Raw genomic sequence first — 17,905 nt, 5'->3', positions numbered from 1 at the left:
TTTCCCCCTTATCGAACGAGTGCCGCGATTTTTTCTGCACCGTCAGCCATCGAGCTCGCCGAAGTGATCGCAAGTCCAGATTCATCGAGAATGCGTCGTCCCGCATCCACGTTCGTGCCTTCTAACCGGACGACGAGTGGCAAATCGAGACCGATTTCTTTCGTCGCCGCGACGATACCTTCAGCAATGATGTCACACTTCATGATGCCACCAAAGATGTTAACGAAGATTCCTTTGACTTGGTCGTCTGACAAAATCAATTTGAACGCTTCCGTTACTTTTTCTTTCGTTGCACCGCCGCCTACATCGAGGAAGTTAGCGGGTTCGGCGCCGTAATGCTTGATGATATCCATCGTCGCCATGGCCAAGCCAGCCCCGTTAACGAGGCAACCGATGTTGCCGTCGAGCGCGATATAGCTAAGATCGTGTTTTGACGCCTCGACTTCACGCGGATCTTCTTCTGTCGTGTCGCGAAGGTCGACGATGTCTTTATGACGATAAAGCGCGTTGCTGTCGAAGTTGAGCTTCGCATCGAGTGCGATGACGTTGCCGTCTTTCGTCGTGACGAGCGGGTTGATTTCCGCGATCGTGCAATCTGTCTCGACGTACACTTTATACAATTTCATGACCATGTCGCTGAATTTGTTGACGAGTTTGGTCGGCACTTCCATCTTGAACGCGAGACGGCGTGCTTGGAACGGACGGAGTCCGACGACTGGGTCGACGACTTCTTTATGAATCTTTTCAGGTGTATGTTCAGCGACTTCCTCGATGTCCATACCGCCTTCTGATGAACCCATGATGACAATTCGGCCGATCGAACGGTCAAGCACAAGTCCTAAGTAAAATTCTTGGTCAATGGCAGAGCCTTCTTCAATGTAAAGGCGTTGCACGACTTTTCCTTCTGGTCCAGTCTGATGCGTGACGAGCGTCTTGCCGAGAATCTCTGACGCGTACTGTTTGACTTCTTCATCTGACTTCGCAAGTTTGACACCGCCGGCTTTACCGCGGCCTCCTGCGTGAATCTGAGCTTTGACAACTTTTAGTTCACCGTCTAACTTGGCGGCGGCTGAGACTGCTTCTTCAACCGTGAACGCTGGATAGCCCGTAGGTACGGCCACTCCAAACGCTCGAAGCAATTCTTTCGCCTGATACTCATGGATATTCATTTCGTTTCCCCCTTAGTCCCCTTTAATATCGGCACGTCTATTGTAACGAAAAACTGAAAGCGCTGTCTATCGTTCTTGCTTTAAGTTTTCATCTTTTTTTCACATCTACCCCTAGACATCCTCGATTTTTCCTTGTTCCATCTGATAAAGAAACACGAAAAGCTCGGCGATGACCTGGTACAGGTCGTCTGGAATCTGCTCTTCAATCTGTAGCGCGGACAAGAGTGACAGTAAGGCCGGGTCCTCATGAATCGGCACACCGTTCGCTTGCGCGAGCGCGAGCATGCGCTCGGCGACGAGTCCGCCCCCTTTGGCGACGACGCGCGGTGACTCCATCGATTGCTCATAGGACAAGGCGATGGCTTGTTTGCGATCGGTCATACGCGTTGGTCCACCTTTCCGAGTGGGGCGAACGTGTCCGGCACCGTTTCCCGCTTTGCTTCGAACGAAAAGCGGGACAGCTCATAGCCGCTCGCTTCGAGTGCCCGACCGAGCAACGGCTCGTAGGCGTTGACGAACGGACTCAAGTCATGTTGCTCGTTGAACACTTTAACCGACACGTGCCGCTTCTGGACGAGCAAATCGATGCCCGTCTCTCCATACTTCGGGGTCTCGAGGAATAGAACGATACGGGCGTGGTCGGAGTCGATGACCTCGCCTTTCGGCGCCTCGAGACGGAACCGCACTTGTTCAAATGGTCCTAAATGCGGTATGTGAAATGCTTGAACGACGAACGGCGGGGCCTGAACGGCGTTGAACGTCTCCTGGGCCCGGACGAACTGTTCGAACTTCGGGTCGCCTTTCGCTTTGAACAGCTCGCCGACGAGTTGCTTCACGTCAGCCCCGGCCCCGCTCTCGAGCAGTTGCCGGCCTTGCGCCTGGAGCGGCTCGGGCGTAGCGAGTGGTTGGCGAGCCAGGCGCCCGAGCTCGCTGCCGAGCTGGGCGAGCGGTGACCGTTGGGCCTGCTGCGCCTCGATTTGTTGCGGCACGACCTTCAAGACGAGTTTCGGTTCGAGCTCGGTGACGACCATCTTGTACGTCACGTTCTCTTTGACGTCGGCGTTCACCCCGACCCGGAACATGCCTTGCGGCAGCTGCATGACCGCCTCGCCTCCCGGCAACAGTTGGAGCACCCGGCCGACGACCGTATTGCCGACGAGCAGTTGCCGTGAATTTTGTTCGGTGACCTTGAACGGCAGGACGCCTTGGTGATCGATGCGCATCGTTTCCCCTCCTACATCTGTTTAATCGGTGCGAACGACTTCCGGTGAATCGGTGTGATGCCGTGTTCCGCGAGGCCGGTCAAATGGTCTTTCGTGCCATAACCCGCATTCCGCTCGAACCCGTACCCGGGATAGAGAATAGCGTAATCCTCCATCATGTTGTCGCGCACGACTTTGGCGACGACGCTCGCCGCCGCAATCGAGACACTCCGGGCATCCCCTTTGATGAGCGACTGCTGCGGGATGTCGAGGTCGAGGCGCATCGCGTCAATCAACAGCGCATCGACCGTTCCGAGCTGCCGGACCGCTTCCACCATCGCCAGTTTCGTCGCCTCATAAATATTGACCTGGTCGATCACGTCAGCGTCGACGATGCCGACACCGACCGATGCCTCGTCCATGAGGATGCGGTATGCCAATTCCCGCGCCCGTTTCGACATCTTTTTCGAATCGTTCAGGCCGGGATGATAAAACCCTTCGGGCAAGATGACAGCCGCCGCGACGACTGGTCCCGCGAGCGGCCCTCGACCGACCTCGTCGACGCCGCCGATGAGACAGAACCCTTGGGCCTTCCAATCGTCTTCGAACGCCTGACGGGCCGTATAGTCGGCACGGAGGGCATGTTCTTGTGCGAACTGTCGCTCCCGTTGCCGGATGAGCGTCTGGACGCCCGTCCGCGGGTCGTCTTTCAACTCGGCCCGTACCTGCTCCCACTCTTCATATCGGACCGTCTGTAGCCGTTGTTTAATCGCTTGAATCGTCATTCCGTTCCTCCTATTCAAAAAAGCCCTGTTTGCACAGGACTTCACGCCATGTCATGGTCGGCCGGCGTCTCGAGGGAGACGCGTCCGATTTTCTCATGACGCAGTTCGTTCAATAGTAATTCGCTCGCTTTCTCGAAATCGACGTAACCACCGCTGACGAGTCCACGTTTCTTCCCGATCAATTCGAGCAGTTCGACGGCATCTTCCGGCAGTTGATCGATTTTGAATCGCTCTTTCAACTGGTCCGGATAGCGGGCCGACAGCTCGCGGGCCGTATAGAGCGCGATATCATCAAGGTTCAAGATATCATCCTTGATGGCACCGGTCGCCGCCAAGCGATAGCCGACCATCTGATCCTCGAACTTCGGCCAAAGAATCCCTGGCGTATCGAGCAATTCCATCTCGCCGCCCTTCATCTTGATCCATTGCTGACGCTTCGTGACACCCGGACGGTCGCCGGTGACAGCGATGTTACGTCCGGCGAGACGGTTGATGAGCGTCGACTTGCCGACGTTCGGGATGCCGATGATGAGCGCGCGGATCGGGCCGGGGTTCCGGCCTTTCTCACGCATGCGGTCATGCTTCTCTTGCATGAGCTTCTCGGCGCCCGACATGAGCTGTTTCAAGCCTTTGCTATGTTTCGCGTCGACGGCGACGACCTCGATGTCATCGCGCTTCAAGGCGCGGAGCCAGGCGTCAGTGACGACCGGATCGGCCATATCGGCTTTATTCAAGACGATGAGACGCGGTTTGCCTTCCGTGATCTCATCGACCATCGGGTTACGGCTCGATTGTGGAACACGTGCATCGACGAGTTCGATGACGACATCGATGAGCTTTAACTTTTCTGTTACTTGTCTTCGTGCCTTGGCCATGTGGCCAGGGAACCATTGAATTGCCAAACAAACACCACCTTATTCTTGTACGGTCCCGAAATCACCGAGCGGCCAGAACACGAAGTTCGTTTTGCCGACGACGTCCTCTTTCGGGACAAAGCCGATTTCACGGCTGTCTTTCGAGTTTTGACGATTGTCACCCATGACGAAGTACGAGCCTTCAGGGACGACCGTCTCGCCCGTCACTTGTTCGAGCGTAAAGTTTTCGGTAAGAGGAAAGCCGTTCATCTGTGCCTGGAAATCCTCTAAATACGGTTCTTCGACCGCCTCATCGTTCAAATAAAGCGTGTCGTCCCGATATTCGAGCGTGTCGCCAGGAATGGCGATGACGCGTTTGATATAGTCTTTCGATTCTGTCGCGTGGAAGACGATAATATCGCCCCGGTCGAGCTCACCGACGTAGTTCGAGATTTTGCTGACGATCATGCGATCGGCATTTTGGAGCGTCGGCATCATCGACTCTCCTTCGACGATAACAGGTACAAAGATGAACGTCCGGATCACGAACGCGATGACGAGCGCAACGACGATCGCCTTAAGCCAACTGAACACTTCTTTCAACTTGCCTCACTCCTCTGTCCGTTTGAACTTATTGTACTAGAAAAAAAGAAGCTTGTCGCAAGCGACAAGCTTAATCCCCATCTTAACGACGGATTTCTTTAATACGTGCTGCTTTACCGCGAAGGTTGCGGAGGTAGTAGAGTTTCGCACGACGGACTTTACCGTAACGAACGACTTCGATTTGCGCGACACGTGGTGAGTGAAGCGGGAATGCACGCTCAACACCTACGCCGTAAGAAATCTTACGAACTGTGAATGTTTCGCCGATGCCGCCACCCTTACGCTTGATGACTACGCCTTCGAAGATCTGGATACGCTCGCGCGTTCCCTCTACGACTTTAACGTGGACACGTACTGTGTCACCAGGACGGAAAGCAGGTACGTCTGATTTGAATTGTTCTTCTGTGATTTCACGGAACAGTTTTTGTGTGTTCATGAATAGTTCTCCTTTTTCTTCAATGTTCATATCTTCATCTGCCCAAGCATCCAACAGCGGAACATCGGTAATTGGTGGGGTTAACCCACATGCTCAAACATAGCACAATTCGGTCAATCGCGCAACGATTCAATGAATTTTTTATCTGCCTTCGACAGTTCGATGCGCTCGAGCAGGTCCGGTCGCCGGCGATACGTGCGCAGGAGCGACTGCTCTCGGCGCCACGCTTCGATTTTGGCGTGATTGCCCGACAAGAGCACGTCAGGCACTTTCAGACCACGGAACTCCGCTGGGCGTGTATAGTGCGGATACTCGAGTAGCCCTGTCGAGAACGAGTCATCTTCATGGCTCGCCTGATCGCCGAGCACTTCCGGGATGAGACGGACCGTCGCATCGATCATGACCATCGCGGCGAGCTCACCGCCGGTCATGACGAAGTCACCGATTGACACTTCGTCCGTCGCGAGCTCATCATGAATCCGTTGGTCGAACCCTTCATAATGGCCGCATAAAAAGATCAAGTGTTCCTCGGACGCCCATGCTTCCGCCATCTGTTGGTCGAAACGGCGTCCGGTCGGCGTCGTGACGATGACGCGGGGACGCTTCTTGTCGATGGCGTCGAAGGCGTCAAAGATCGGCTGCGGGGTGAGCAACATGCCCGCCCCGCCTCCGTACGGGTAGTCGTCGACCTTATGGTGTTTGTTCGTCGAGAAGTCACGGAAGTTCGTGAACGCCATCTCGACTTGTCCGAGGGTACGGGCCCGTCCGACGATTGAATGATCGAGCGGGGCGAACATCTCGGGGAATAACGTTAAAACATCAATCTTCATCGTCAATCATTCCCGGAATCGGGGTGATGACGACACGTTTCGCCTCGACATCGATGTCGCTCACGACCGATTCGATGTACGGGATGAGGGCGTCCGACTTGCCAGGGCGTTTGATGACCCAGACGTCGTTGGCACCAGTCTCGAAGATATCGTCGACGACACCGATGACCTCACCGTCGACGACGGCCTCGCAACCGATAATCTCATGATAGTAAAACTCATGCTCCGGTAACTCGTGAACGTGCTCGACGTGAACGTATAGTTTCATCCCTTTATACTTCTCGACGAGATTGATATTCTCAAGCCCTTTGAACGTCACGAGATGGAACTGCTTATGCGGACGATACGTCGTCACCTCGAACGGGAGCTTCTTGCCATCGACGTCCAAATAGAGCGTCTCGCCTTTCTTGAAGCGTTCGGCCGGGAAATCGGTCGCGGCGAGCAACTTCAGTTCCCCTTTCAAGCCGTGGGTATTGGCGATCTTACCTACGTATAACCATTCCATTGTTATGCCTCCTCAAAAAAATGGGCCGACCTCATAAAAGGTCGGCCACATCCTTACTTCGCGTTTTTCGCGTTGTGGAATTTCTCCATGATCCCTGCTTTAGAGAACAAGTTACGTACTGTGTCAGATGGCTTCGCGCCGTCTGCCAACCATTTGAGAGCGAGTTCTTCGTTGATGCGAACTTCTGCTTCTGGTTTTGCAACCGGGTTGTAGTGACCGAGTTGCTCGATGAAACGGCCATCACGTGGTGAACGTGAATCAGCTACAACGATCCGGTAGAAAGGTGATTTGTTTGCGCCCATGCGCTTGAGACGAATTTTAACTGCCATGGTAATATACCTCCATCATGTGTTTAAGAATTGACAACTTTAATAGTATACTGTTTTTTTGCCCGACTGACAAAAGTTTTCTTAGAAGAACGGAAGGCCGAGACCTTTTTTCTTCCCTTTCATTTGTCCTGACATCTGCTTCATGAGCTTCTTCATGTCATCGAACTGTTTGATGAGACGGTTCACTTCCTGGATGGAACGACCGCTCCCTTTTGCGATCCGCTTGCGACGACTCGCGTTGAGCACTTCAGGATTGGAGCGCTCATGCTTTGTCATCGAGCGAATGATCGCCTCGACATGATCGAGTTGCTTCTCGTCGATTTGGACGTTCTTCAACCCTTTCATCTTACCTGCACCAGGTAACATCGAGAGCAATTCATCAATTGGGCCCATGTTTTTCACTTGACCCAACTGCTCGATAAAATCATCGAACGTGAACGATGCATCGCGAATTTTGCTTTCAAGCTCCTTCGCAGCATCTTGGTCCATCTGTGACTCGGCTTTTTCAATGAGTGTGAGCACGTCCCCCATCCCAAGAATCCGTGACGCCATGCGTTCCGGGTGGAATGGTTCGAGGGCATCCAACTTTTCACCGAGACCGACGAACTTAATCGGCGCTCCCGTGACTGCCTTGATTGAAAGGGCTGCCCCACCACGTGTATCACCGTCGAGCTTTGTGAGCACGACGCCGGTGATTCCGAGTTTCTCATTGAAGCTGTCGGCCACATTGACCGCATCTTGACCCGTCATCGCATCGACGACGAGGAAGATTTCATTTGGTTTGGCAATCGTCTTCACGTTTTCGAGTTCGCCCATGAGCGTCTCGTCGATGTGAAGGCGACCGGCCGTATCGATCAACACGAAATCGTGATGATTGGTTTTGGCGTACTCGAGCGCTTTTGTGACGATTTCTTCCGGCTTCACTTGGTCGCCAAGTGAGAACACCGGTAAATCGAGTTGCTTGCCGAGTGTCTCGAGCTGTTTGATGGCCGCGGGCCGATAAATATCCGCCGCGACGAGAAGTGGACTCCGGTTATGCTTTTTGCGAATCAAGTTCGCGAGCTTCCCGGTCGTCGTCGTTTTCCCCGCACCTTGTAACCCGACCATCATGACGACTGTCGGTGGTTTTGGGTTAAATGTGATTGGGACGACGTCGCTCCCCATCAAAGTCGTTAGCTCTTCATGAACGATTTTGACAACTTGTTGGCCCGGTGTCAACGATTTCATGACGTCTTGGCCGATGGCCCGTTCTTTCACGTCGTTGACGAACTGTTTGACCACTTTGAAGTTGACATCGGCTTCAAGGAGAGCGAGACGAACTTCTCTCATCATCTCTTTGACATCTGCTTCGGAAATTTTACCTTTCCCCCGCATTTTCGCCAGTGTCGATTGCAACCGTTCGGATAATCCTTCAAATGCCATGCTTCAGCCCCCTACTCTAAATTCTCAAGCGCCGAAATCGTTTCCGTCGCGTCGGGCGAATGCTCGACTTGACGTTTGAGCGTCTGAAGCAGTTGTTGCCGCTGTTCGAATTTCTCGAACAAGGCCAGCTTCTCCTCATACTGCTCAAGCATCGCTTCGGTACGCTTTATGTTATCGTAGACCGCTTGACGGCTGACTTCAAACTCTTCCGCAATCTCTCCGAGCGAGTAGTCATCTAGGTAATAAAGAGACATATAGTTGCGCTGTTTCGGTGTGAGTAGTGCTTGATAAAAATCGAACAAGTAGTTCATTCGATTCGTCTTTTCGAGCGACATGACCTCCACCTCCACATGTTAAGTGAAATCCCTTTACAACTACCAATAGTACAGCCGTCCCTAGCTCTTGTCAAGTTTTTTTCTTAACAGAGAAACTTAGGCGAGGTCATCGTTTGTCTGTTGTTTTTCTTCGAAGATGTCCCCGAATAATCCGTATACGAACTGTTCCGGGTCGAACGCTTGTAAATCATCGATTTTCTCGCCGAGCCCGACATATTTGACTGGAATATCGAGCTCGTTTCGAATCGCGAGCACGATACCACCTTTGGCCGTGCCGTCGAGCTTCGTCAAGACGATGCCGCTCACGTTCGTCGCTTGTTTGAACGCTTTCGCCTGGACCATCGCGTTCTGCCCTGTTGTCGCGTCAAGCGCGAGCAACACTTCATGCGGTCCGTTCGGCACTTCACGCTCGATGACCCGCTTCACTTTTTCAAGCTCGTTCATCAAGTTGACCTTGTTTTGCAAACGTCCGGCCGTGTCACAAATCAAGACGTCGACACCGCGTGATTTCGCTGCCTGGACGGCGTCGAACACGACCGCGGCCGGGTCCGAACCTTCGGCTTGACGGATGACCGGGACTCCGACGCGTTCGCCCCATACTTGGAGCTGGTCGATGGCACCTGCCCGGAACGTGTCGCCCGCCGCAAGCATGACCGAACGGCCTTCCGACTTCAATTGATGGGCGAGCTTGCCGATCGTCGTCGTCTTGCCGACGCCGTTGACGCCCACGAACAAGATGACCGTCAATCCGTCTTGCATGTTCAACTCACGGTCCGACTCGTCCTCTTGGAGTCGCTTCGCCACGACTTCGACGAGCGCATCGCGGACAGCGACCGGATCTTTCAAGTTGCGGCGCTTCACTTCTTCTTTCAAATCTTCGACGAGGTCCATCGTCGTCGTCACCCCGACGTCCGCCTGGATGAGCAGATCCTCGAGTTCATCGAAGAAATCCTCATCGACTTCGCGGAACCGATAGACGAGATCGTTGACGGCATTCGCGAACCCGTCGCGGGTCTTTGTCAATCCATCGGTAAACTTTTGTGACGCTTCTTGCGTCGAGGTCGTCAATTTATCTTTTAGCTTCTTAAAAAAACTCAACTTAATTCCTCCATCTCTTCTTCCGTCTCAACGACGCGCTTCGCTTCAGATAGTTCGACCGAAAGCACCTCGGAGACCCCGTTTTGTTGCATCGTCACGCCGTAGAGCGTATCCGCCGCCTCCATCGTCCCTTTCCGGTGCGTGATGATGACGAACTGCGTATCAATCGACAGCGTCCGGATATACTCCCCGAACCGATGGACGTTCGCCTCATCGAGCGCTGCCTCGACTTCATCGAGCACACAGAACGGCACCGGACGCGTCTTCAAAATCGCGAATAAGAGCGCGATCGCCGTCAAGGCCCGTTCTCCCCCCGAGAGCAGACTGAGCGTCTGCAGTTTCTTCCCGGGTGGTTTGGCGACGATATCGATGCCCGTATTGAGCAAGTCGGATTCATCGACCAATTTCAAATCGGCCTCGCCGCCACCGAACAATTCCTGGAATGTCTGTTTGAAATGACCGCGGACGAGCGTATACGTCTCTTTGAACAATCGTGTCACTTCGCGGTCCATCTCGTTGATGATGTCGTACAAATCCTCTTTGGCGCTGACGAGGTCGTCCCGCTGTTCAGACAAGAACATGAACCGCTCATTGACGAGGTCGAACTCTTCAATCGCATTCAAATTGACCGGACCGATCTCCTCGATTTGGCGGACGAGCAGTTTGAACTCCTCTTTCGCCTCATCGAGCGGGATCGTGAGCGTCGGCAGCAAATCGAAGACGAGTCCACGTTCGTCGAGCGCATCGAGTTTCCACTTCCGTTTCAACTCCAGTTCGTTCACGTCGGTCTCGAGTTTACGGACGTCCGCATCGAGTCGACGACGCACGTCCGTCGCCTGTTGTTCGCGCTGCCTTAGAATTCGGTATGATTCTTCTTCGGCATGGAGCTGGTTCAACTGTTGCGTCAGGCGCGCTTTGAGCGCATCCATCTGTTTGACCGCCTCGACATGTTCGAGCTCGAGTTCGGCTGAAGAGACGACCCGGCCGCTCGCCACATGTTCGAGCTCACGTTCGATTTGATGAAGGCGTGCCGTCTGTTTGGCGACCTCGGCCTCGAGCCGTTCGACTTCCGAGCGGACCCGGTCGAGGTCGAGCGTGTGCCGTTGGCGATCGAGTTCGTTTTGACGGATGGCTTCTTGCAGTTGCCCCGTCGTCGCGGCACCTTTCGCCTGCTCACCGCGGAGCGCCTCGAGCTCGGTCCGAATCGAGGCTTGCAACGCATCGGTCGCCTCGAGCTCTTGTGCGAGCCGCGTCAATTCGTTCGTTGCGGCTTCAATCGTATGGGCATAGCGGGCCATTTCATGATCGAACAGTTCAAGTTGCGCCTTGGCGTCTTGTGACACCCTCTCCAAGCTTCGGTACGCCTGTTCCGTCGACCGGAGCGTCTCTTCGGCCTCGCGCTTCTTGAGTCTGATTGACTGGAGCGACTCCCGCAACCGGGACATCTCATCGGTATACGTCGTCACGCGCAACTGTTGCTCATGGAGCATGGCCAGCCCTTGCGTCAATCCGTGCTTCAAGTCATCGAGTTCACGCGATTGCGTGAACAAGGCGACGCCTTGCTTCCGGCTACCCCCGGTCATCGAACCGCCGACGTTGACGATGTCCCCGTCGAGCGTGACGATGCGATAGCGATACCCGGTCGTCTGGGCGATCCGGTTGGCGACTTCGAGTGAGCTGGCGACGATGACGGCACCGAGAAGGGACCGTTTCAATTTGTCATAGGCCGGGTCCGTCTCGACGAGGTCGGCGGCGATGCCGACGAATCCGTCGAGCGATTCGAGCCGGTGCGCGACTTCACTCGGGACGTAACGTTCCTTCACGCTCGTCATCGGCACAAACGTGGCCCGTCCAGCATTCGCCTTCCGTAGCCGGTCGATTTCTCGGCGACCGACCACATCCGTCTCGACGACGATGTGTTGTTGCGTCTGACCGAGCGCCGTCTCGATGGCGGCCTCGTAGGACGGGAGGACGCGAATCAATTCCGCGACCGCACCGAGCACGCCCGGCCCCCGTTCTTTCAACACGAATTTAACGGCATGGAAATAGCCTTCATATGACTGCTTCATCCGCTCGAGCAATTCGATGCGGTCCTCGGTCTTTTGACGCCGGCGGTCGAGGTCGTGGTACGACTGCTCGGCCCGGGCCAGCTTGTCCCGCAGTGTCGTCTCTTGTTCGGTCAAATCGGCTTCTTGCGCGAGCAGCGTCTCCCACGTCGTCCGCGCTTCGTCGAGACGAGCCTGCTCGGCCTCGAGCGAAGCCGTCTGTTCGGTCCGCACATCGAGGCGATCCTTATTCTCACGCAGGAGGCGGGCTTTCGCTTCCTCGGCTTGTTCGATATCCCGGCGTTCCCGCTTCTGTTGATTGCTGAGCGTGGCGCGAGTCGTCGCCAGTTCGAACGCCTCGCCTTGGAGCTGTTCGATTTCCGCGTTAAAATCGCGTGTCGCTGCCGTCAATTGTGTGTCGAGTTTGACGCGTGCCGATTCGACGGTATGTAACGCCTCGGTTTTAGACGCCAAATCCGCCTCGGCCACGTGCAATTTCTGCGTCAACTGTTCGGCCTCTTCGGCCAACTCGACCCGCTGGCGCTCGAGACGTTCTTTCGTTTCCGCCCCGTGCTCTTCCCGGGCTTTCGCGAGCTTGATTTCGCCGGTCAATCGTTCCAGTTCGGTCGCCTGCGTCCGTTCGTCCTGGTGGAGCGTATCGAGCGTTTCCCGATCGACGGCGAGTGTCGCCTCGAGCTCCGTCCGTTCCGCCACAATCGCGTTCAACGCGCCGTCTTGCTCGGCGAGATGGGCGGACGCCGTCCCGAGTTGTTCGTTCGTACGGGTGATTCCTGTTCCGAGTTCCGTAATCTCGGCACCGAGAATACCTGTCTCGAGCTCATCGTGCCGAGCTTTTGCGACTTGATACTCACGGGCGAGCGCGGCTTGTTCACGGAGCGGTTCGACCCGGTCGGCGAGTTCATACAAGATATCGTCGACGCGGGACAAGTTCAATTCAGTGTCCTGCAGTTTCCGTTCCGCTTGTTTTTTACGCTGGCGGTATTTCAAGACACCGGCCGCTTCTTCGATGACGGCCCGGCGGTCTTCCGGTTTCCCGGAGATGACCTGCTCGACCCGGCCTTGGCCGATGATGGCAAACGCATCACGTGACAGACCCGTATCCATGAACAGGTCAATCACATCTTTGAGACGGCACGGCTTCTTGTTCATAAAGTAGTCGCTGTCGCCGCTCCGCGTGACACGACGCGTGACGCTCACTTCTTCATACGGCAGCCGCAAATGGGCGTCCGTATTGTCCAACACGAGCGTCACTTCGGCGACGTTACGATGGTTCTCCCCTTCACTGCCGGCAAAGATAACATCTTCCATTTTCGCTCCGCGGAGCGATTTGGCCGACTGCTCACCGAGTACCCAGCGAACAGCGTCCGATATATTTGATTTTCCGCTCCCGTTCGGTCCAACCACGGCTGTGACGCCGGGACGAAAATCCAGTTCAATCCGCTTGGCAAACGATTTAAAGCCAGCGAGTTCGATTCGTTTTAAGTGCATCGTGACCATCCTATCCTCAGTAAGCATTCATTTGTTTATTTTACCACAGTTGCCAGTTCGTCAAAATGCTAGAATCATGCTATTCTAAAAAGAACTGTAGAAAGGGGTACGACCGATGACTAACGAACAAATGATTGAGGAAATTCTCGACAAAATGAACATCATCAACCGCGGCGCCATCAAAGCGGAAGAATATAACCGTGCCGACGCCTCGGCCGTCAAAGAGATTTACGACTACGTGATGAATCGTTCATCGTTGTCGATTTCTGAAGTGGATGGAATCGTCGAAGAACTCGGGCAATTGACGTAACTAGATGATACAAAAAGGAGTGGACCCGTTGAGAGGTCCACTCCTTTTTTTGTTAGAGGCCGGCGTATTGCCGATTGAATTCGATTAACGCTTCTTTCGCCGCAAGCTGCTCGGCTTCTTTCTTCGATCGGCCAATGCCTTCCCCGACGATGTCGTCAGACAGACGGGCGTGGGCGACGAACTCCCGACTATGGGCCGGACCACGCTCTTCGATAATCGTGTACGAGACGGGGCCGAGCCCTTCGCGTTGCACGCTCTCTTGGAGCTGGCTCTTATAATCGGTCTGTTCTTCAAACACACCGGCTAAGACTTTCGGAAAAACCGCTTCGGCGAGGAACTGTTCGACTGGTTCAATCCCTTGGTCCAGATAGAGCGCACCGATGTAGGATTCGAACACATCGGCGAGTAACGCCGGACGCTTGCGACCGCCGGTCAACTCTTCGCCTTTCCCAAGCAAGATAAAATCAGAGAAAGCATAGGCTTCCGCGAAGTTGACGAGTGACGGCTCACAGACGATGGCCGCCCGCAACTTCGTTAATTCCCCCTCGGAGCGCTCCGGATACGTCTCATACAAAAACCGAGACACCGTCAACTCGAGCACCGCGTCGCCTAGAAACTCTAAGCGCTCATTGTCTTTTTTCAGACCGCGTTGTTCGTTGACGTATGAGGAGTGGGTGAACGCTTGCATCAATAAATCTTGATTCGTGAATCGAACGGATAGCCGTTCTTCAAGTGTCTTGAACTGCTCGAGAATCCGAGACCGTTCGAGCTCATTTCGTCGGCGTCGTTGCGCCGACCCTTGACGGTCAAACCGTCGCTTGTCCTTTGTCATAATTCCCTCCGTGAATAAGCACAAGCCCACCGCTCATGACGAGCGGTGGGAGGCTTGATTACAATTTAGTTTCGATGTAAGCGACAACGTCGCCGACAGTTGCAAGTTTCTCTGCATCTTCATCTTCGATTGTGATATCGAATTTGTCTTCAAGGTCCATGACCATTTCCATAACTTCGAGCGAATCCGCACCGAGGTCGTCTTTGAATGATTTGTCGGCTGTGATCTCAGATACATCTTTCCCGAGTTTCTCTGCCACTGCTGCTTGTACGTCTACTAAGATTTGTTCTGTTGTCATGATAAAATCCCTCCAAATTAAAGTATATAAAATGTGATTCGATTGGTAAAGTTCTGATTTTAAGCCATCGTCATCCCGCCGTCAACGGCGATCGTCTGACCCGTCACGTAAGCCGCCTGGTGTGAAGCGAGGAATGAGACGACGTTCGCCACGTCTTCGACTTGGCCGAAGCGGTTGAACGGGATTTGTCCGAGCGTCGCCTCACGCTGGGCGTCGGTCAAGGCATCGGTCATGTCCGTCTGGATAAATCCAGGACAGACGGCGTTCACCGTGACATGGCGTCCGGCGAGTTCACGCGCGACTGATTTGGTCAGGCCGATTAGCCCGGCTTTCGCCGCCGCATAGTTGGCCTGTCCGGCGTTGCCCGTGATGCCAACGACCGAGGCGATATTGATGATGCGGCCCGACTTCGATTTCAAGAGCGTCCGCGTCGCAGCTTGCGACGTCAAGAACGCACCTTTCAAGTTTGTCGACAAGACATCGTCAAAGTCAGCCTCTTTCATGCGCATGAGCAGACCGTCACGCGTGATGCCCGCATTGTTGACGAGGCAATCGATGCGGCCGAACGTGTCGACCGTCGTCTTGATGAGCGCCTTCACGTCATCCGCGTTTGAGACGTCCGCTTTGACGGCGATGGCCTCGCCCCCGTTCGCTTCAATCTCACTGACGACAGCCTTTGCTTTCTCAACACTACCCGAGTAATTCACGACGACCCGAAAGCCGTCTTCCCCTAAACGCTTCGCGATGGCGGCCCCGATCCCCCGGGACGCGCCTGTCACGATTGCTACTTGGTCATGCACGTACTTCTCCTCCTAACGCGGCCACCTCTTCGAGCGTCGTCGCCTGTTTGATCGTCACGTTCGCGTCGATTCGCTTGATGAGACCCGACAATGGCGACGTCGGACCGAATTCGATGAACGTGTCGACGCCAGCGTCGATCGCTTTGCGGACACACGCCTCGAATCGGACCGATGCGTACAGTTGCTCGGTGAGGAGTGCTTTCAATTTCTCCGGGTCGGTATGGACCTCGGCATCGACGTTCGAGATAATCCCGATCGCCGCCGGTTTAAACGGTGACGAAGCGAGCACGTCTTTGAACCGCGTCGCGGCTGGCATCATGTACGAGCTGTGGAACGCACCAGAGACGTTGAGCGGTAAGACGCGTTTCGCGCCGGCCTGTTTCAAGTCCGTCTCGGCTTGTTTGACCGCGTCGACGTGTCCCGAGATGACGAACTGACCCGGACAGTTGTAGTTGGCGATTTGTACAAGGTTCCCGCTAGCACTGATTTTCTCCGTCACATGGAACGCCTCGTCGACATCGGTCATCCCGATGACGGCTGCCATCGCCCCATCCTTCACTTCTGACATGAGCTTACCGCGTTCGTGGACGAGCACGCTCGCCTCTTCCAAATCGATGACGCCGGCGATGACGAGTGCCGCATATTCTCCGACGCTGTGACCGATCACCATGTCTGGCGCGGCTCCTGTTTTGGCGTGAGCTTGTGCGAGTGATGCCGCATGCGCCACGATGGCCGGTTGGGCCAGTTCTGTCCGTTGAAGCTCTTCTTTTGATCCTGCCGCCATGGCGTCGAGTAAATCAAATCCGAGGCGACGGCCGATCGCGTGCAGTTGTTCAGGATTGTCGAGGAACGTTTGGCCCATGCCGACGGCTTGTGACCCTTGTCCTGGAAATACCCATGCTGTTTTCCCCATGTACTCACCTTCTTTGAATTAGTTTGTGGCTTTGGCTTGCTTGATCTTCGCGACGACGTCGTGATCAACCATGATTTTCGCCTGTTTGAGCGCGCTCATGATGGCGAGCGCATCGCTCGAACCGTGCGCTTTAATGACCGGGGCGTTGATGCCGAATAACCCGGCTCCACCGTGTTCCCGATAATCTAATGTTTGTTTCAATCGTTTCAACTTCGGTTTTAAGACGAGAGCGGCGAGCTTCGAGACGAAATCGCTCGTGAACTGCTCTTTCATCATCTTCATGAGCATCGATGACGAGCCTTCGACACCTTTGAGCAAAATGTTTCCGGCGAACCCTTCGGTGACGATGACGTCCACGTCACCGGACATCGCCTCACGTGCTTCCACGTTGCCGACAAAGTGGACCGGTGCTTGTTCAAGGAGGGGGTACGCCTCTTTCGTGAGGGCGTTTCCTTTCCCAGCCTCGGTCCCGATGTTCAGTAGCGCGACGCGCGGGCGCTTGACGCCGCGGACGTGCTCAGCGTAGAGCGAGCCCATGATCGCATAGTCGACCAAGTGCTCAGGCTTAGCGTCCGGGTTGGCCCCGACGTCTAAAATGACGACACCGCTACCCGTATATGTAGGGAACGTAGGTGACAACGCGGGACGCTCGATGCCGGGAATCCGTCCGATGACGAATAGTGACGCCGCCATGAGGGCGCCGGTATTCCCAGCCGAGACGAGGGCGTCGGCCTCTCCGTCTTTGACGAGTTTGGCCGCCACGACGAGCGAGCTGTCCTTTTTACGGCGGACGGCCCGGACCGGCTCATCGTCTCCGGTGATGACTTCACTTGCCGGAACGATTTTGATTCGCGGGTCGGTCAACCCATAAGAGGCGAGTTTGACCTCATCTCCGACTAAAAACAGTTCCATCTGCTCATTCGGGAACGCGTCGGCAAACTGTTTGACGCCTTCCACGATTGCTTTCGGGGCATGATCCCCGCCCATTGCATCGATTGCTAATTTCATGCCTGTTCCTCCTCACCGCGACGATAGATCGTGAAGTCTCCGCTAAAGACACACTCTTCGCCGACATAACTATCCACTGTGACGTCCGTTCTTCCGTCCCGACGTAGTTTGATTACACGAGCCTTGGCAACGACTCGCTCTCCAAGATGGACCTGGCGACTAAACCGGATGTCCGCTTTAGTGGTCAACGCCAATTCATCATTGATGAGCGCCACCGCTAACGAGTTGGCCTGGGCGAACAATACGTGTCCCCGGGCGATCTCGTTGCGGCTAAAGACGTGTTCTCTCTCAATGTCGAGAACCGAGATGGCCGATTCATCGAGCTTCAAGTCAATCATATCACCGATGACCTCGCTCATGGCGAGCGACTTCACTTCATCGAGGTGTTCTGAGGCAACGTGCTTGATCCGTTCTCTCACTTCCGGAATCTTTAACTCCATCCGATCGAGTCGAATCGTTTGAATACTGACTGCAAACTGTTTCGACAGCTCTTCGTCTTTGATGAACGGGTTGCGATCAATCGTTTCTTGCAATAAGCGTTGCCGCTCTTTCTTAGGTACCCGCATTCAGTTCCCTCCTAAACTCTATGCTAAAGAACTTAATACCTGGTACTAATAGCAGT

At 54.7% G+C, this 17,905-nt stretch carries 21 protein-coding genes; 1 reads left to right on the top strand and 20 read right to left on the bottom strand.

Translation table 11 applies throughout. The features are described 5' to 3' along the window. Window positions 1–8: 8 nt before the first annotated feature. From sucC to smc, 14 genes are all read right to left on the bottom strand, one after another. A complete protein-coding gene (gene sucC / locus M467_RS25955) occupies window positions 9–1,169 on the bottom strand; it encodes an ADP-forming succinate--CoA ligase subunit beta (RefSeq protein ID WP_021067107.1) in 1,161 nt (386 codons plus the stop codon). A gap of 111 nt (window positions 1,170–1,280) precedes the next feature. After that, the gene (locus M467_RS25950) at window positions 1,281–1,550 is read right to left on the bottom strand and encodes an EscU/YscU/HrcU family type III secretion system export apparatus switch protein (protein WP_021067106.1); all 270 of its coding nucleotides are present in this window, start codon (window positions 1,548–1,550) and stop codon (window positions 1,281–1,283) included. After that, complete coding sequence (locus M467_RS25945) at window positions 1,547–2,392, bottom strand: hypothetical protein (protein WP_021067105.1); 846 nt, start codon at window positions 2,390–2,392, stop codon at window positions 1,547–1,549. Before M467_RS25945 ends, M467_RS25950 begins: the two co-directional genes overlap by 4 nt. 11 nt (window positions 2,393–2,403) lie before the next feature. Continuing rightward, window positions 2,404–3,156, bottom strand: coding sequence for a ribonuclease HII (locus M467_RS25940; RefSeq protein WP_021067104.1), 753 nt, complete (start codon window positions 3,154–3,156; stop codon window positions 2,404–2,406). A 41-nt stretch (window positions 3,157–3,197) separates the two neighbouring features. Continuing rightward, window positions 3,198–4,058, bottom strand: a complete 861-nt coding sequence (ylqF, locus tag M467_RS25935) for a ribosome biogenesis GTPase YlqF (RefSeq protein WP_021067103.1) — start codon at window positions 4,056–4,058, stop codon at window positions 3,198–3,200. 12 nt (window positions 4,059–4,070) lie between these two features. Then, window positions 4,071–4,613 (bottom strand): signal peptidase I, encoded by a 543-nt coding sequence (gene lepB, locus M467_RS25930; protein ID WP_021067102.1) that lies wholly within the window; start codon window positions 4,611–4,613, stop codon window positions 4,071–4,073. An 82-nt stretch (window positions 4,614–4,695) separates the two neighbouring features. Further along, window positions 4,696–5,049 (bottom strand): 50S ribosomal protein L19, encoded by a 354-nt coding sequence (gene rplS / locus M467_RS25925; RefSeq protein ID WP_021067101.1) that lies wholly within the window; start codon window positions 5,047–5,049, stop codon window positions 4,696–4,698. A gap of 113 nt (window positions 5,050–5,162) precedes the next feature. Further along, window positions 5,163–5,879, bottom strand: coding sequence for a tRNA (guanosine(37)-N1)-methyltransferase TrmD (gene trmD, locus M467_RS25920; RefSeq protein WP_021067100.1), 717 nt, complete (start codon window positions 5,877–5,879; stop codon window positions 5,163–5,165). Then, complete coding sequence (rimM, locus tag M467_RS25915; RefSeq protein ID WP_021067099.1) at window positions 5,869–6,384, bottom strand: ribosome maturation factor RimM; 516 nt, start codon at window positions 6,382–6,384, stop codon at window positions 5,869–5,871. Before rimM ends, trmD begins: the two co-directional genes overlap by 11 nt. A 53-nt stretch (window positions 6,385–6,437) precedes the next feature. After that, the gene (gene rpsP, locus M467_RS25910; protein ID WP_021067098.1) at window positions 6,438–6,713 is read right to left on the bottom strand and encodes a 30S ribosomal protein S16; all 276 of its coding nucleotides are present in this window, start codon (window positions 6,711–6,713) and stop codon (window positions 6,438–6,440) included. A gap of 81 nt (window positions 6,714–6,794) precedes the next feature. Then, complete coding sequence (gene ffh, locus M467_RS25905) at window positions 6,795–8,135, bottom strand: signal recognition particle protein (protein ID WP_021067097.1); 1,341 nt, start codon at window positions 8,133–8,135, stop codon at window positions 6,795–6,797. An 11-nt stretch (window positions 8,136–8,146) separates the two neighbouring features. Next, a complete protein-coding gene (locus tag M467_RS25900; RefSeq protein WP_021067096.1) occupies window positions 8,147–8,470 on the bottom strand; it encodes a putative DNA-binding protein in 324 nt (107 codons plus the stop codon). Window positions 8,471–8,566: 96 nt separating this feature from the next. Next, complete coding sequence (gene ftsY / locus M467_RS25895) at window positions 8,567–9,568, bottom strand: signal recognition particle-docking protein FtsY (protein WP_021067095.1); 1,002 nt, start codon at window positions 9,566–9,568, stop codon at window positions 8,567–8,569. Then, window positions 9,565–13,122, bottom strand: coding sequence for a chromosome segregation protein SMC (smc, locus tag M467_RS25890; RefSeq protein ID WP_021067094.1), 3,558 nt, complete (start codon window positions 13,120–13,122; stop codon window positions 9,565–9,567). Before smc ends, ftsY begins: the two co-directional genes overlap by 4 nt. A gap of 115 nt (window positions 13,123–13,237) precedes the next feature. On the opposite strand from smc, the gene M467_RS25885 reads away from it, so the two are divergent. Then, entirely contained in the window at window positions 13,238–13,432 is a 195-nt protein-coding gene (locus M467_RS25885; RefSeq protein WP_021067093.1) for a DUF1128 family protein, read from the top strand. Between the two features lie 52 nt (window positions 13,433–13,484). Here M467_RS25885 and rnc read toward each other — a convergent pair whose 3' ends face one another. The 6 genes from rnc to fapR are packed head-to-tail and all read right to left on the bottom strand — an operon-like array spanning window position 13,485 to window position 17,849. Continuing rightward, on the bottom strand, window positions 13,485–14,264 hold the full coding sequence (gene rnc, locus M467_RS25880) for a ribonuclease III (RefSeq protein WP_021067092.1): 780 nt from the start codon (window positions 14,262–14,264) through the stop codon (window positions 13,485–13,487). Window positions 14,265–14,322: 58 nt separating this feature from the next. Next, window positions 14,323–14,562: an acyl carrier protein gene (acpP, locus tag M467_RS25875; RefSeq protein ID WP_021067091.1), complete on the bottom strand. Its 240-nt coding sequence runs from the start codon at window positions 14,560–14,562 to the stop codon at window positions 14,323–14,325. A gap of 59 nt (window positions 14,563–14,621) precedes the next feature. Continuing rightward, window positions 14,622–15,362 carry a 3-oxoacyl-[acyl-carrier-protein] reductase gene (gene fabG, locus M467_RS25870; protein WP_021067090.1) on the bottom strand — a complete coding sequence of 247 codons (741 nt, stop codon included), beginning with the start codon at window positions 15,360–15,362 and terminating at the stop codon, window positions 14,622–14,624. Continuing rightward, a complete protein-coding gene (fabD, locus tag M467_RS25865) occupies window positions 15,355–16,275 on the bottom strand; it encodes an ACP S-malonyltransferase (RefSeq protein ID WP_021067089.1) in 921 nt (306 codons plus the stop codon). The genes fabG and fabD overlap by 8 nt, the downstream gene beginning before the upstream one ends. An 18-nt stretch (window positions 16,276–16,293) precedes the next feature. Further along, window positions 16,294–17,283 (bottom strand): phosphate acyltransferase PlsX, encoded by a 990-nt coding sequence (gene plsX / locus M467_RS25860; protein ID WP_021067088.1) that lies wholly within the window; start codon window positions 17,281–17,283, stop codon window positions 16,294–16,296. Continuing rightward, the gene (gene fapR, locus M467_RS25855; RefSeq protein ID WP_021067087.1) at window positions 17,280–17,849 is read right to left on the bottom strand and encodes a transcription factor FapR; all 570 of its coding nucleotides are present in this window, start codon (window positions 17,847–17,849) and stop codon (window positions 17,280–17,282) included. Before fapR ends, plsX begins: the two co-directional genes overlap by 4 nt. Window positions 17,850–17,905 lie beyond the last annotated feature (56 nt).

It is taken from the genome of Exiguobacterium chiriqhucha RW-2 (genome assembly GCF_000416965.1).
In the GTDB taxonomy this organism is placed as follows: domain Bacteria; phylum Bacillota; class Bacilli; order Exiguobacteriales; family Exiguobacteriaceae; genus Exiguobacterium; species Exiguobacterium chiriqhucha.
The sequence above is the reverse complement of the archived record's forward strand: the minus strand, read 5'-3'. Positions and strand labels throughout refer to the sequence as shown.